This is a genomic window from Pseudomonas mohnii (assembly GCF_900105115.1).
In the GTDB taxonomy this organism is placed as follows: domain Bacteria; phylum Pseudomonadota; class Gammaproteobacteria; order Pseudomonadales; family Pseudomonadaceae; genus Aquipseudomonas; species Aquipseudomonas mohnii.
The window spans coordinates 643280-656968 of sequence record NZ_FNRV01000001.1; the positions used below are offsets into that span (position 1 = coordinate 643280).

Genomic DNA, 13689 nt, shown 5'->3' on the forward strand with positions numbered 1-13689 from the left:
GGCGAGGGAGCAAGCTCCCTCGCCACAATTGCCAGCTCATGGTCTGTCAGCCGATACGCAGTGCACGCAGGTCCAGTCGACCGTCCTTGAGCGGCGGGCACCAGTAATAGCCGCCGGTAATCGGCCGGCTGATGCGGTACAAACCGTCGGTGATGCCGTCTTCCAGGCCGCTCATGCGCCGTAGCTGGACTTCGAAGGCGTCAAGGGAAAAACCGAACGCGAGGAACATCAGGCCAGCGCGGTCACCTTCGATCCACGGCATCGAGCGACGCACGATAAACGCCTCGGGCGCGAAGCTTTCCTGGGCAGTGCGTTTGACGTGGGCGGAGATCGGCGCGTCATCGAGTTCTTCGTTGTCGCTCAGACGTCGGCCCATGATGTGGTCGGTTTCGTGGGAAGGCAGCGCGTGAAAGCCCTTCAAATCGTGCTGCCACTGCTGGATCGCGGCAAAGCTGCCACCGACCGTGCCGTCAGCGCCTTCAGCCACCAGCGCGGCAGCCGCAGCGGCCTCGTCCTGGGGGTTCTCGGTGCCGTCTTCATAGCCGGTCAGGTCGTGGCCCTCGCGATGGCGGAAGCCTTCGGTCATCTGCACCAGGCGCAAGGCCGGCGCCAATGCCGCTTCAAGGGCGTTGCTGCGATTGAGCAGTTCACCACGGTCGACGCCATGCAACCAGCACCACAGCGCGTGTTGGGTCGACGGGTTGTCAACGCCCACGCCGGTCAGCGCAGGAAACACCCGCAGCCCTTCAATGTTGCCGTTCAGAGCCTTGACCAGGGATTCACCAAAGCCGACCACGGCCGACTTGCCGTCCACCAGTCGCAGCAAATTGTCGAGCGCCGCAGGCAGCGCAGCGGCGGATTCGAGGGCGAAGAACATATGGCGAGCTTGAGGCGGAACTGGGGTGGCGAGAATGCCCGGCTGGTAATGACTCATATGAACTCCTTAAGAAAGAGCGCGAAGTTTAACCGCAGCACCGGTCGTTGTGTGCGCTCAGGTCAACGTCGAGATACAAGAACTGCGCAAAGCGGTCTACGCTTGAGGCACAAGATCCAGACCCTCAACCCCTCTACTCTGCCTGTCGCCGCGCGATCGACTCAAAATCCGGGGCATTGAATGTTGAATGTAGTAGCGAGTTCGCTCGCGAAAAACCCATAACCGCCGCGGGGCGTCTGATTTTACGCGTTATCGTTCACGACCTTCGCGAGCGAGCCCGTTCCTGCATGGCCGGGCTCGCCGACATCTCATACGGGGTAGCAACATGACCACAGCGAATATCCTTGGCAATCTGTTTCCCGAAGCCGGCAGCATCCCGGAAAAATACCGCCTCGACGGCCCGACCGAGCAGCGTGAATACCTGGTCGATGGCGTACTGAAAAACTGGCCTGGCCCCCTCGCCCAGGTCCGCAGCCCGGTGTATTTCAGTGGCCCGAATGGCGATGAGCAAGTCATCCTCGGCAGCACGCCACTGCTCGATGCCGAGACCGCCTTGACCGCCCTCGACGCCGCCGTCCGCGCTTATGACCGCGGCCAGGGGTTGTGGCCGACCCTGCGTGTGGCCGAGCGCATCCAGCATGTCGAGACCTTCCTCAAGCACATGCGCGAACAGCGCGAGGCGGTGGTCAAGTTGCTGATGTGGGAAATCGGCAAAAACCTGAAGGACTCGGAAAAAGAGTTCGACCGCACCTGCGATTACATCGTTGACACCATCAACGCCCTCAAGGAGCTCGACCGCCGCTCCAGCCGCTTCGAACTGGAGCAGGACACCCTTGGCCAGATCCGCCGCGTACCGATGGGCGTGGCCTTGTGCATGGGACCCTACAACTACCCGCTGAACGAAACCTTCACCACGCTGATTCCGGCGCTGATCATGGGCAACACCGTGGTGTTCAAACCGGCCAAACTCGGCGTGCTGTTGATTCGTCCATTGCTGGAAGCCTTCCGCGACAGCTTTCCGGCCGGGGTGATCAACGTCATTTACGGCAGCGGTCGCGAGACCGTCAGCGCCCTGATGGCCAGTGGCAAGATCGATATTTTTGCCTTCATCGGCACCAACAAAGCCGCGAGCGACCTGAAGAAGCTCCATCCAAAACCTCACCGTTTGCGCGCAGCGCTGGGCCTGGATGCGAAGAATCCCGGCATCGTCTTGCCGGAAGTGGATCTGGACAATGCGGTCAATGAAGCGGTCACCGGTTCCCTGTCGTTCAATGGCCAGCGCTGCACGGCGCTGAAAATCCTCTTTGTCCACGAAGACGTGGTTGAGCGCTTCATCGAGAAATTCAACGCCAAACTCGCCACGCTCAAACCCGGCATGCCGTGGGAAAGCGGCGTAGCCCTGACGCCGTTGCCGGAGTCGGGCAAGGTCGCCTACCTGCATGCACTGGTGGCGGATGCCGTTGAAAAAGGCGCGCAGGTGGTCAACCCCCATGGCGGCGAGGCCCGTGCGTCGTTCTTCTATCCCGCGGTGCTGTACCCGGTGACGCCGCAAATGCGCGTCTATCAGGAAGAACAGTTCGGCCCGGTGGTGCCGATCGTGCCGTACCGACACCTGGATACGGTGATCGATTACGTCCTGGAGTCGGACTTCGGCCAGCAGTTGAGCATCTTCGGCACCAACCCGGTGGCGGTCGGACGTCTGGTGGACACCTTTGCCAACCAGGTCGGACGCATCAACCTCAACGCCCAATGCCAGCGCGGCCCCGACACCTACCCGTTCAACGGCCGCAAGAACTCGGCCGAGGGCACATTGTCGGTGCATGATGCCCTGCGGGTGTTTTCGATCCGGACGCTGGTCGCCACCAAATTCCAGGAGAGCAACAAGGACCTCATCAGCGAGATCATCAGCGGCCGCAGTTCAAGCTTCCTGACCACCGATTACATTTTCTGAGGAATACCGACCTGAGCCAGTCCAGAGCCCTTCAACTGCCACCGCTGTTGCGCCGATTGCTGCGTCCGTTGCTGGACCCGTACCGGCGCTATCGTCATGCCAGGGTCATCCACGCCGTGCGGGTGTCACTGGGGTTGCTGGCGTCGATCCTGCTGACCACCGGCATCCACCTACCCCACGGCGAGTGGGCATCGGTGACGATGCTGGTGGTGATCGGCGGCTTGCAACACCACGGCAACATCGGCAAAAAATCCGCCGAGCGGGCCATCGGTACCCTGGTCGGGGCGACGATCGGCCTGGTCCTGGTGGTGCAACAGGCGTGGCTTGGCATGCCTTGGCTGACCTATTTCGCCATGGCGGTGATTTGCGGATTTTTCTCGTACCACGCCATCGGCAAGGGCGGTTATACGGCCCTGCTGGCCGCCATTACCGTATTCATCGTCGCAGGTCATGGTGATAATCCGGTTTCCGACGGGCTGTGGCGCGGGGTCGATATCCTCATCGGTATTGCACTGGCCCTGGCGTTTTCCTTCGCCCTGCCGCTGTACGCGGTCTATTCCTGGCGCTACAACCTGGCCGATGCCTTGCGTGATTGCGCGACGATCTACGGACGCATCATCAACGGTCAACCGGTCACGGCGGACGAACATCTCAAGCTCATGGGGCGCCTGAACACGGTGATGGTGCAGTTGCGCTCACTGATGCCGTCGGTGTCCAAGGAAGTGAAGATTTCCATGACCGAACTCGATGCCATCCAGCGTCACTTGCGCATGTGCGTGAGCACACTGGAGATTCTTGGCAACACCCGGCCGGATGCCAGTGACCCGGACGCCATGGCTCATTTGCAATCGGCGCTGAGGGCGGAACATCGACTGATTCGCGTGCAGTTGATCGGCATGGCCCGGGCACTGAAATCCGGCGTGTCCCAGCGGCTCGGGCGGCCTGTTGAAGGGCTGCCGGATTCGAGCCTGGACACACCGGTCTATAGCTCGCTGGACGGTTATCGTTTGCTGGTCCGGCAGTTGGCGGCCAACATCGGTGAGATGCGCCAGCGCCTGGCGAAGACTGCGCCGCGCTGGAACATTTGACGCCTGATCACTGTGCAACCGTGCGACGCAACTTAAAGCCCCAGCCCTGCTGCATTCCCGCCGCCGCCAACAGAATCGCGGCCACGCCGATCCATTGCAGGGGTTCCAGGCGATGACCGAAGGCAAACCAGTCGACAAAAATCGCCGCGATCGGATAGATGAACGACAGCGCGCCGGTCAGTGCGGTGGGCAGTTTCTGGATCGCGCCGTATAAAAGCACGTACATCACGCCAGTGTGCACGATGCCCAGCGTGACCAGGCTGGCCCAGGCACTCGGTGCCTGCGGCAGCGCCGAAAAGTGCGCGAACGGCGCCAACAGGAGCACGCCGGTGCTGACCTGAATCAGTGCGATCAGATGCGGCGGCGTGCCGGTCAGGCGCTTGATGATCAACGCGGCAATTGCATAAAGAAATGCAGCGCCCAGCGCCAGAACAATGCCGATCAGGTACTCGTTGCCGCTCTCGCCCTGCCCGCCATGGGCACTGACAATCGCCAGCATCCCGAGAAACGAAACGCCCAGCCAGGCCATCTTCTGCAGGGTGATCTTCTCGTTGAGGAACAGCGCGGCCAGGCCCACCAGCATGAACGGCTGCACGTTATAGACGGCGGTGCCAATGGCAATCGAAGCGCGGGAATAGGAGGCGAACAACAGCACCCAGTTGCCGACAATCGCCACGCCGCTGAGCACCGCCAGCAGGAAGGTGGTGCGAGTCAGGATACCGGGGCGCAGGAAACCGAAGGCGGCGCAAATCAGCAGCAAGGTGCCGGCCCCGAACAGGCAGCGCCAGAACACCACGTCCAGTACCGGTTGCCCGGACACCAGCACAAACCAGCCGATGGTCCCGGAGATCAGCATGGCGGCGGTCATTTCGAACGAGCCGCGACGTATTGTTTTGTCCATCATCAGACTCCTGTGTTTGAGCCCAAAGTATGCCAATCCAGGCGGGGGCTTCTCCAGTGCATAAATCAGGCTAAACTTGGATTCTGCCTTTTTTATAAAGGCGACTTTGAAGAGTTGCCTAATCGAGGAATGCACCATGACCGATGACATCGACCAAGTGCTGATCACGGCGCTGATGGACGACTCGCGACGCTCGCTCAAAGCCCTGGCGCAGATCAGCGGCCTGTCATCGCCCAGCGTCGCCGAGCGCCTGCGCCGACTCGAAGAGCGCGGCGTGCTCAAGGGGTATACCGTCGAAATCGACCCGAAATGCTTTGGTTACCAGCTCCAGGCGATCGTACGCATTCGCCCGCTGCCGGGTCAGTTGCAGGAAGTCGAACGGCAGATCCAGGCCATCCCCGAATTCACCGAATGCGACAAGGTGACCGGCGACGACTGCTTCATCGCGCGCCTGCATGTACGTTCGATGGAACAGCTGGACACCCTGCTCGACCGGCTCAATACCCACGCCGAAACCAATACGGCAATCGTCAAGAAAACCCCGGTCAAACGCCGGTTGCCGCCGATGGCCTAATGGCTTGCGGCAAATCACAGGCAAGAAAAAACCCGCCGAAGCGGGTTTTTTCACTCAAGGCTGGCGATCAATCATCGCGACCCATGATGCCGAACAGCTGCAACAAGCTGATGAACAGGTTGTAGATCGATACATACAGGCTGATGGTCGCCATGATGTAGTTGCGCTCGCCGCCGTGAATGATGGCGCTGGTCTGGAACAGAATGCAGACCGAAGAGAACAGCACGAAACCGGCGCTGATCGCCAGCTGCAGACCGCTGATCTGGAAGAACATGCCCGCCAGCGTTGCACCCAGCAGCACAAAGAAGCCGGCAGTGATGAAACCGCCGAGGAAGCTCATGTCCTTACGGGTGATCAGCACGTAGGCCGACAGACCGCCGAACACCAGTGCGGTCATCGCGAAGGCCGAGCTGACCACTTCAGCGCCGCCCTGCATGCCCAGGTAACGGTTGAGGATCGGGCCGAGCAGGAACCCCATGAAACCGGTCAGGGCAAATGCCGACACCAGGCCCCATGCGGAATCACGGAGTTTGTTGGTGAGAAAGAAAAGCCCGTAGAAGCCGATCAGCACCACGAAAATGTTTGGATAACCGACACGCATCTGCTGGGCAACGAAGGCCATCACACCGCTGAATGCGAGCGTGAGTGCAAGCAAGCCGTAAGTGTTGCGCAGGACGCGGCTAACCTCTAGCTGCTCAGCCTGCAAGCTGTTATTAACTGCGTAATCCTGTTCGCGCATGGCGACACTCCTGTTGGTTTGAAACGTTCAGTCGCAAAGATCATAACAGACGCCCTGTAACAAGCTATGCAGAGAGTTTGACAGTGTGTTTCATTCAGGTATTATGGCGCCCGCAACACAAACGGAGGTGTGGCCGAGTGGTTTAAGGCAACGGTCTTGAAAACCGTCGACTGTAACAGGTCCATGAGTTCGAATCCCATCGCCTCCGCCATCTTTATACGACAAAGCCCTGATTATTCAGGGCTTTGTCGTTTCTGGCATCTGGAAAAAATCACGACGCTTGGCATGTGTTTCATAACTATTTGGGAGGTGTTCCATAACTAAGCCTCTAGCTCCCCTCTTCCGGCGTCCTGCCGAGCGTTAAAAAACCTTCATGCAACACGGTGCTAAGCTGACCTCATAACCGAGGATTCGCGATGCCAAGTTCAGACATGCTCTCGGCCGATCCGCTGCCAGTAGCGGCCAACAATCGCCTGGAGCTGCGAGGAGACAATCTCGGAAGGTGTCATCCCCCTGGATATCGGCGCCCATCAGCTTGCATTCTCAGGCGCCTGCCCTTATCCCAAGTCTCGGGCTGATCGATGCCAAGGGCAATCCCTGGCGTCTACTGCAGCACCGAGGTGGTACTTCTCCTCTTCAGCCAAAAAAAAAGGCCTCTTTCGAGACCTTTCTTCTGAACCTGATTTTTGATTAAACGATGAAGTCCCACTGCGCTGCTGATTGCGCGTTTGCGCTCATTTCGACGGAGGCAACGAACGCGTTCGCTACATCCTGCAGGCTCATGCCGTTGTCTTTCATCTGCGTGACCCAATACGCCTTGCCAGAGGCTTCGGCGTTGCGATTGAAGATGGCGTGGTAAAGCACTTCAACATTGTTGCCAATGTCGTTGGTGATGATATTGCCGCGGGCTGTGTTTTCCGTCGAAGCAATCATGTTCAAGGCAATCTGCCCCAGGTTCTGGGTGCCGGTGCTTTGCTGTTGACCCCAGTATTCAAAACCGCTGACGTCAGCTTGGCGACCCAGGATGTTCTGATAAAGCCCGGCGAGCACGTTCAGTTCTGAACGTGATTCGACGCTGACGTTGCCGTCGTTGAACTGCAGGGTTTCGACGTTGATTAAGCGGGTCTGTTGCGATGGGTCATCAACGCGCGTCACCAGCGTCTGGCCGTCTTTTTGCTCGATGACATAGTCGGAGCGTGCGCCGCTGAATACCAGGGTGTCGGTATTAGTACCGCCATGAATCAAGTTGGGCTGGACCGCCGCGCCGCCGGAGACTGCAGCAGCGTTGACTTCGATCGTGTCATTGCCACCACCGGCGTAAACCTGGCTGTGGCTGTTACCCGTCAGAACGAATGTCTGGTTCGCAGCGTCACCACTGAGCAGTTGCCCTGACTGGCTGCCAATCACCTTCACTGCGCCCACGATCGAGGCAAAGTCGACATTGTTCAGTTGCAGCGTACTGCCGGCTGGCAGAGAACTGGCATCGATCACCAGGGCAGTGTGTTGCTTTGCATCGGCTGAACCATTGATCACCAAAGGCGCTGTCGGTGCACTGCCGTTGGCGGTCACCGGCGTAATGGTTTGCACCATCAACGCTGCATCGCTCACCAGGCCTGCGAGAAACGCCTTGCCGTTACCGGTCAAGTGCGCCTGATCGTGGCTATTGTTGGCAGCGCTGACGGCCTTGATGGACTCGATCAGGGACGCCAGAGAGTTACCCGCTGTGCTATTGGCGCCACCCTGCGCCTTGAGACCGAAACCGATGGGCAGCTGAGCGGAAAGCAGCGTTGTGTTGCCATTCTGCGCCAGCGGAATGTCGGCAACACCGGAAGCCCCGGTTTGCTCGACGCGGCCATCGCTCACAACAGGAATGTAGATTTGCTGGCCCAGACCGCCGCCGGGCAACAAGGTGCCGGACGTAGAAACCGCGACACCGTCGATCGGGACTGTCGAGACTGTCGAGGACGCCGTTGGCACCTTGTTAACGGTCAGTTCGTACAGCGTCTTGACCGCCGTATTGGTTTCGTCGGCAACACTGACCTCGATACTGGCTTTGCCCTCTTTGGTCGCGACGAACGTGGCGCCCGCCAAAGCCAGGTTAAGTGCGTCGGCAGTTCCAGTCTTGGACCAGACACTGCCAGTTTGAGTCCAGCCGCTGAGGCCGCCAATCTGCCCGTTGACCGCCGTAAGACTAACCGTCAGCTCGGTGGCGTCGACATCCTGCACGGTAAAGTTATCCAGGGCTGTCGTAACACCAGCGGTAACGACCTGGGCCGAACCTGGGACACCCTGAATCGTCGGCAAATCGTTGCTGCCGTTGATGATCAGTTGAAGGATAGTCTGGTCGCTGCCGCCTTTTCCATCGTCAGCATTGAGGGTGTAGCTCAGGACCAGTTGCTCGCCTGCCTTAAGATACTTGAACGTTTCACTGCCCGAATTGAACGACCAGGTCAAACTTCCCTGGGTTTGCGTACCATCGAGCGCCGGCGTCGGCGACAGGCTTATCATCGCCAGGATGTCGCTGTTGGTCGGCTGCTGGCTATTGGAGGTCACGACCGCGCCGGTGCTGTCTTTCTGCTCGACAGTCAGTGCGGTAGCGATGACGGTGACGATGTCGCTGTCCACATCGGAAATCGCCAGTTTGTTGCTTGATTGCAGGCCGGCATTGCCCTGACTGAGGGTGTAGCCGGATGCCAGCTCAGCTGAGTACTGCATGGCACGCGGAATCATTTCGGTGACCCAAGCGTTCGTACTGCTTGAGCCAGTCGTCACATCTTGCAAGTACTGGGGCGCTGCAGCCTGGAATCCGGTGCCGGCGATGCCGGCATCGTAATAATCGTAACCGAGGAAAATGACGCTGCCGGCGCCATGAGAAATCACCGCGACCGTTGCATTATCGTCCGTACCATAGATGGCCTTGAAGTTTGCGACGGTGCCCTTGCCAATAGAGTCAGTCGCGGACGGATTGCTCAAAGTGGCCGGACCACTCGCAAAGGGTGTTCCTGCCGCATTGGCAGTATTGAGCGACCAGCTGTCACCGCCCGTGGTGGTCAAATCCCAGCCAAAAACAGCATTCAGGAAGTTGGTGTCAGCGTCGCCGCCCGTACCTGTCATCATGATCACACCGCCTTTGCTCACCCAGCTTTCGAGGGCGGCTATGGCATCTGCTGGCAGGAATGCGGGACTGGAAGGATCTACAACACTCTCCATGTCAGTCATGAAGAAAAAACCGCTGGCGGCGAGCTTGGTGGCGAAGTCCGGATCAGTAAAGCTCTTGATAGACGTATCAAGTTTATAGTTGCCGCCCTTATTGATGATCGACTGAATGATACTGGCCAAGTTGGCGTTTTCGGTGTCAGAATCCGGGGTGGCATCCAAACCGTTCATATTCGGCTGGCTATAAACGGAGACTTGGTTAGTCGTCGCCAATGGTGCAAATTTAGGTGCGCTATTCAGTGGAATCAAGGGAGGCGTCCTTGCTTTATAATTAGGGGCTCAACCCTGTTTTCCCTTAATTGTCGAAAAAATCCGGGAGCGTCGAGCGGGCGAGCCAAAATGTCGACAATTCGTACTTAATACATGCCCGCCTGAGTAAAGGCAAGTAGCCACCATCGCAGCTGTTGCGATGTGTCCATTTTTACCGGGTACGTACCCTGCTTAGAAGGGGGCGGCATTCATGCGTCCGGAACGTTCGAAAAAATCCCCATAACATTGCAACGCAATCAATTCTTGATCGCCCGCGACGTGCTAATTTTCATCGAGCAACATATGGGCCTGCTCACACGTCACTCCCTTAGCTCTGGCTTGGCCAGCAACTTCAGCCAAGTCGCCCAAAAACTGGACGCAGCCATCGGTCACGAACGAATGACAGACCCGATCACCCCCGCCACCATTGACGGATACCGGGACGCGAAAACGGCAAAGGTGCGGGCGAATCGCGAGATAGGTACTCTGTCCCACGTGTTCAATATCGCGAGGATGACAATCGGCGGCGAAGCAAACAGCCTGGGCAGGCTTATATCGGAGATATCTGAGCGCAATGCTCTTCCTGGTCGACATCCTGACGCCTAAAGCCAAGCCATTGCGCTCGCCTTCAATGTTCCCATCGCAGCGCAATTTTTAGCGATCAGTAGAAACTCCAACCCACCGACTCCCTTCGCAACTCTATTGGTTGACGCTCGCCAAAAAAGCCCCTTAGCCCTATAAGGTTTTGGTTGCCATGCTTTGCTTTCTTAATATACTGGCGTTTTGATTTCTAGTTCATGGAGGACATGATGGTCAGTTCCGCAAGCGTTGTGAGCGTTTCCGCAAGTGTTCAGAACGGTAGTTACAGAGCAGGATTTATAATCTCGGTTGATGTGACATTCGACAAGGCTGTAGCCGTGGATACTACAGGTGGAATTCCTTCGCTCCAGATGAACTCGTCCGGTTCTGCGGTTTACAACAGAGGATCTGGTAGCGAGGTGCTGACCTTCAGCTATACCGTACCAGCCGGCGCCAATTCCATCGACCTCGATTATTCCAGCACTAACGCGTTGATGCTTAATGGCGCAACTATCGTGAACAGTGCCATGAACAACGCTGACTTGGCGCTAGCGCCGCCAGGAACACCAGGCTCTCTGGGGGCGAACAGTAATATCGTTATTGATACCACCGCCCCGACCAATACCATCGCTAGCTTTGCGTTTTCAGCCGACACAGGCAATTCCCAGACTGACTTCATCACCAAAACCGCCTCTCAAACCATCAGCGGGACACTTAGCGCGAATCTTGCCGAGGGCGAGAACGTGTATGTGTCTTTAGATAATGGCTCCACCTGGACTATTGCCACTATTGCAGTCGGCACTAGTGCTTGGTCGCTTGCCGGACAAACACTGGCCAGCAGCCACACGCTACAAGCAAGGGTGCTGGATCTCGCTGGAAACTCCGGCACATCTGCCAGTCAACACTACACGTTGGATATTACCAGCCCCACTGTTAGCAGTGTTGCCGTCCCTGCAGACGCTACCTATGAGCCCGGACAGAACCTCGACTTCACCGTCAATGCCAGCGAAGCCATTACCGTTGACACCACTGGCGGTACGCCCCGAATAGCACTGGTGGTGGGCGCCACAACGGCCTATGCCAATTACGTCAGCGGATCAGGCTCCAACGCTCTACTCTTTCGCTATACCGTTCAAGCAGGGGACCAAGACGCTAACGGTATAACCGTGGGTGCGCTGACTTCAAATGGAGCAAGCTTGCACGACACGGCAGGCAACAACATGGTGACCACCCTTAACTCGGTGGCCAGTACCGCTGGAGTGAATGTCAACGGCCTTGCGCCTGTTTTCACCGGCGCTTCGGTCAATGGTAATAGTCTTGTTATAAGTTATTTCGCTGCCACTTCGCTGGACTCAATCAATATTCCTGACCTCAGTGCCTACCATGTAACGGCAGACGGCGCAGCCAATGCAGTGACGGCAATAGTGGTCGACTCTGCAGCAAAAACTGCAACCCTCACCCTTGCAACAGCAGTGACTGCAGGCCAGGCAGTTACCATCGCCTATACCGACCCCACATCGGGTAACGACCCTCATGCACTTCAAAGCAGTACGGGCGAAGATGCAGCGAGCCTCGCAGCGACACTGGTGACCAACAACACCCTCGCGCCCACTGCTCCAACTCACAGTGGCGGGTCAGGCGTCGTGAGCACAGCGCCAGAAAAAGGTGGCGTGTTGAACGGCACAATTTATGGCGATATCCTGACAGGCCTGGCAGGCAAAGACACTTTTTACCCAGGTGGCGGTGCGGACTCCATCGATGGTGGTGATAACGTCGACACGGTGGTCTTCAGCGGTGCGCGGGGGCAGTACACGCTGACCCACAACAGTGACGGAACCTACACCGTGCGCGACATGCTGGACCCGTCAGTCAGCGTGGCGATGAAGAACATCGAGCGCGTGAATTTCAGCGATCAGGCGCTAGCGATTGATGCCACCCCTGAAAGTGCACGACTGGCCGAACTGTATCACCTCGCGCTGGGCCGCAAACCGGACGATGCCGGCTTGCAGTATCACTTGGGGGTCAGCAACAGTGGCGCGACCACCAGCCAGATCATCGCAGCGTTTGTCGCGAGCAGCGAATTCGCCTCGGGGCAGGGACAGCTTTCCGACAACGCTTTCCTCACCCAATTGTATGGCAATGCTTTTGATCGCTCGCCCGACGCCGGAGGGTTTGCATACTGGATGCAGCAATTGGCGCACGCACCTGGCCCAGAAGGCCGCGCGCAGGTGATGGAAGGCTTTTTAGCGTCGAGCGAGATGACACTGCAGATCACAGGCCAAGTAGATTCCGGGATAGCATTACTTTTGCAGGCCTGAAAACTTGTCGTTGGTTGGTCGTTGCATCAATTAAAGACAGCGCAACAGCATTGTGTCTGCACTTGCAGGCGCCTGCGGCTTCTGGCAAACGCCGGCATACCCCTCCCGCACCAGGACTTGGCATTGCCGTTGTCCAGGCGACGGCGATCTGACCGGCCACGCTTTCGCCGCGATCATCCCCCACAGTGGGCGGACGAGGATGTCGCGGTCTTTTTAAGTTGCGGTCATAACTTTTCTCCAGGCGAAAAGAAGCCCGCTCATGGCGGGCTGGATAGCGGAAATCTGTAGTCTATGGTCGTAGTGATTCATGGTGTCGGCGCGGATATCATGCCGGCCAAGTCCTCCTAATCCACACCCCGACAGGAGGAAATAGAAACCCCGAAGCCCGCGAAACTTCGGGGTTTTGCTTTTGGATGCTCGCTGGTAGGATTCTTCGCAAGCTTGCACTCCCCTTCGAGGAAGCTAGAAGCCCCGAAGGGCCAACCTCGGGGCTTTGCCTTTGCAATCCCCAGACGAAGAAAACCCCGAACGGGTCGGAGTCTTGGTGAAGTGCTTGGCGCCGCCAATTCGGACGCTAGCCCAGAACAGCCGGGCTCGCCATCGCGCCACCCCCTCCACACGCCCCGCCTGTACAGCACTGCGTCTGCCACCTTGCGGGTGAGTCTCCAACATTCAGCACGGATCAGGAGTAGATCCGGCGCTCTCGCGCGGTACCCTCCGCAAACGATCAGTGCAGATGAGACCTTCATTCAGGCGCGCGTGCTACTGGTGTGGAATGCTCATCTGGTCTGAGCTGACGCGACGTGAACTTGTAACCGATCTGGCTTAAGGATTGACCAGGCTGGCGCACTCACTCCATTACCCTGCAAATGGTTACTCAATGAAGAAGACGCAGACGGACAGCAAAGCAGCAGTGACTGCTTCAGACATTGAACGATCTATCCAAGCCCTGAACAAAATGGCGGAACGCCTGTGGGGGGATGGTCGGGAAGCTGAAGCGAAAGCCCTCCTCGACGCCCTGGACGCATTAAACCGGGCACTCGATCGGATCAGGATTGGTGAAAGTCGCAAGACTCTCCATTGAGGTTGCCAATCAGCTGGCGGCTGGCGGGTGATGCGGACGAGGTGAAATCAGCAAGG

9 protein-coding genes, 1 tRNA gene and 1 pseudogene are annotated in these 13689 nt (G+C 58.0%); 7 read left to right on the top strand and 4 right to left on the bottom strand.

Annotated features, from left to right (window positions below):
- Window positions 1-46 precede the first annotated feature (46 nt).
- Complete coding sequence (locus BLV61_RS02770) at window positions 47-934, bottom strand: Dyp-type peroxidase (RefSeq protein ID WP_047529852.1); 888 nt, start codon at window positions 932-934, stop codon at window positions 47-49.
- Window positions 935-1259: 325 nt separating this feature from the next.
- Here BLV61_RS02770 and BLV61_RS02775 point away from each other — a divergent pair, with 325 nt between their 5' ends.
- Window positions 1260-2885 carry an NADP-dependent glyceraldehyde-3-phosphate dehydrogenase gene (locus BLV61_RS02775; protein ID WP_090462369.1) on the top strand — a complete coding sequence of 542 codons (1626 nt, stop codon included), beginning with the start codon at window positions 1260-1262 and terminating at the stop codon, window positions 2883-2885.
- 44 nt (window positions 2886-2929) lie between these two features.
- Window positions 2930-3973, top strand: coding sequence for an FUSC family protein (locus BLV61_RS02780; protein WP_167361825.1), 1044 nt, complete (start codon window positions 2930-2932; stop codon window positions 3971-3973).
- Between the two features lie 7 nt (window positions 3974-3980).
- Here BLV61_RS02780 and BLV61_RS02785 read toward each other — a convergent pair whose 3' ends face one another.
- Complete coding sequence (locus BLV61_RS02785; RefSeq protein ID WP_047529855.1) at window positions 3981-4874, bottom strand: DMT family transporter; 894 nt, start codon at window positions 4872-4874, stop codon at window positions 3981-3983.
- A gap of 136 nt (window positions 4875-5010) precedes the next feature.
- On the opposite strand from BLV61_RS02785, the gene BLV61_RS02790 reads away from it, so the two are divergent.
- The gene (locus BLV61_RS02790) at window positions 5011-5448 is read left to right on the top strand and encodes an Lrp/AsnC family transcriptional regulator (protein ID WP_010461024.1); all 438 of its coding nucleotides are present in this window, start codon (window positions 5011-5013) and stop codon (window positions 5446-5448) included.
- Window positions 5449-5515: 67 nt separating this feature from the next.
- On the opposite strand, the gene BLV61_RS02795 is transcribed toward BLV61_RS02790, so the two are convergent.
- Window positions 5516-6187 carry a Bax inhibitor-1/YccA family protein gene (locus BLV61_RS02795; RefSeq protein ID WP_047529859.1) on the bottom strand — a complete coding sequence of 224 codons (672 nt, stop codon included), beginning with the start codon at window positions 6185-6187 and terminating at the stop codon, window positions 5516-5518.
- 123 nt (window positions 6188-6310) lie between these two features.
- Here BLV61_RS02795 and BLV61_RS02800 point away from each other — a divergent pair.
- A tRNA-Ser gene (locus tag BLV61_RS02800) sits at window positions 6311-6398 on the top strand.
- Between the two features lie 479 nt (window positions 6399-6877).
- On the opposite strand, the gene BLV61_RS02805 is transcribed toward BLV61_RS02800, so the two are convergent.
- Complete coding sequence (locus tag BLV61_RS02805; protein WP_139213594.1) at window positions 6878-9652, bottom strand: DUF4214 domain-containing protein; 2775 nt, start codon at window positions 9650-9652, stop codon at window positions 6878-6880.
- Window positions 9653-10057: 405 nt separating this feature from the next.
- On the opposite strand from BLV61_RS02805, the pseudogene BLV61_RS30680 reads away from it, so the two are divergent.
- The 3 genes and pseudogenes from BLV61_RS30680 to BLV61_RS02820 all read left to right on the top strand — a co-directional run.
- Window positions 10058-10165 (top strand): annotated as a pseudogene (locus BLV61_RS30680) (integrase); the annotation flags it as partial.
- Window positions 10166-10461: 296 nt separating this feature from the next.
- Window positions 10462-12549, top strand: coding sequence for a SwmB domain-containing protein (locus BLV61_RS02815; RefSeq protein WP_167361774.1), 2088 nt, complete (start codon window positions 10462-10464; stop codon window positions 12547-12549).
- 880 nt (window positions 12550-13429) lie between these two features.
- On the top strand, window positions 13430-13633 hold the full coding sequence (locus tag BLV61_RS02820) for a hypothetical protein (RefSeq protein WP_047538758.1): 204 nt from the start codon (window positions 13430-13432) through the stop codon (window positions 13631-13633).
- Window positions 13634-13689: the final 56 nt, after the last annotated feature.

Bases quoted from the DNA above. Each gene is read 5' to 3' on its own strand.
- BLV61_RS02785 (WP_047529855.1), bottom strand. From the start codon at position 4,874: ATGGACAAAACAATACGTCGCGGCTCGTTCGAAATGACCGCCGCCATG.
- BLV61_RS02815 (WP_167361774.1), top strand. From the start codon at position 10,462: ATGGTCAGTTCCGCAAGCGTTGTGAGCGTTTCCGCAAGTGTTCAGAAC.
- BLV61_RS02775 (WP_090462369.1), top strand. From the start codon at position 1,260: ATGACCACAGCGAATATCCTTGGCAATCTGTTTCCCGAAGCCGGCAGC.
- BLV61_RS02820 (WP_047538758.1), top strand. From the start codon at position 13,430: ATGAAGAAGACGCAGACGGACAGCAAAGCAGCAGTGACTGCTTCAGAC.
- BLV61_RS02795 (WP_047529859.1), bottom strand. From the start codon at position 6,187: ATGCGCGAACAGGATTACGCAGTTAATAACAGCTTGCAGGCTGAGCAG.
- BLV61_RS02770 (WP_047529852.1), bottom strand. From the start codon at position 934: ATGAGTCATTACCAGCCGGGCATTCTCGCCACCCCAGTTCCGCCTCAA.
- BLV61_RS02790 (WP_010461024.1), top strand. From the start codon at position 5,011: ATGACCGATGACATCGACCAAGTGCTGATCACGGCGCTGATGGACGAC.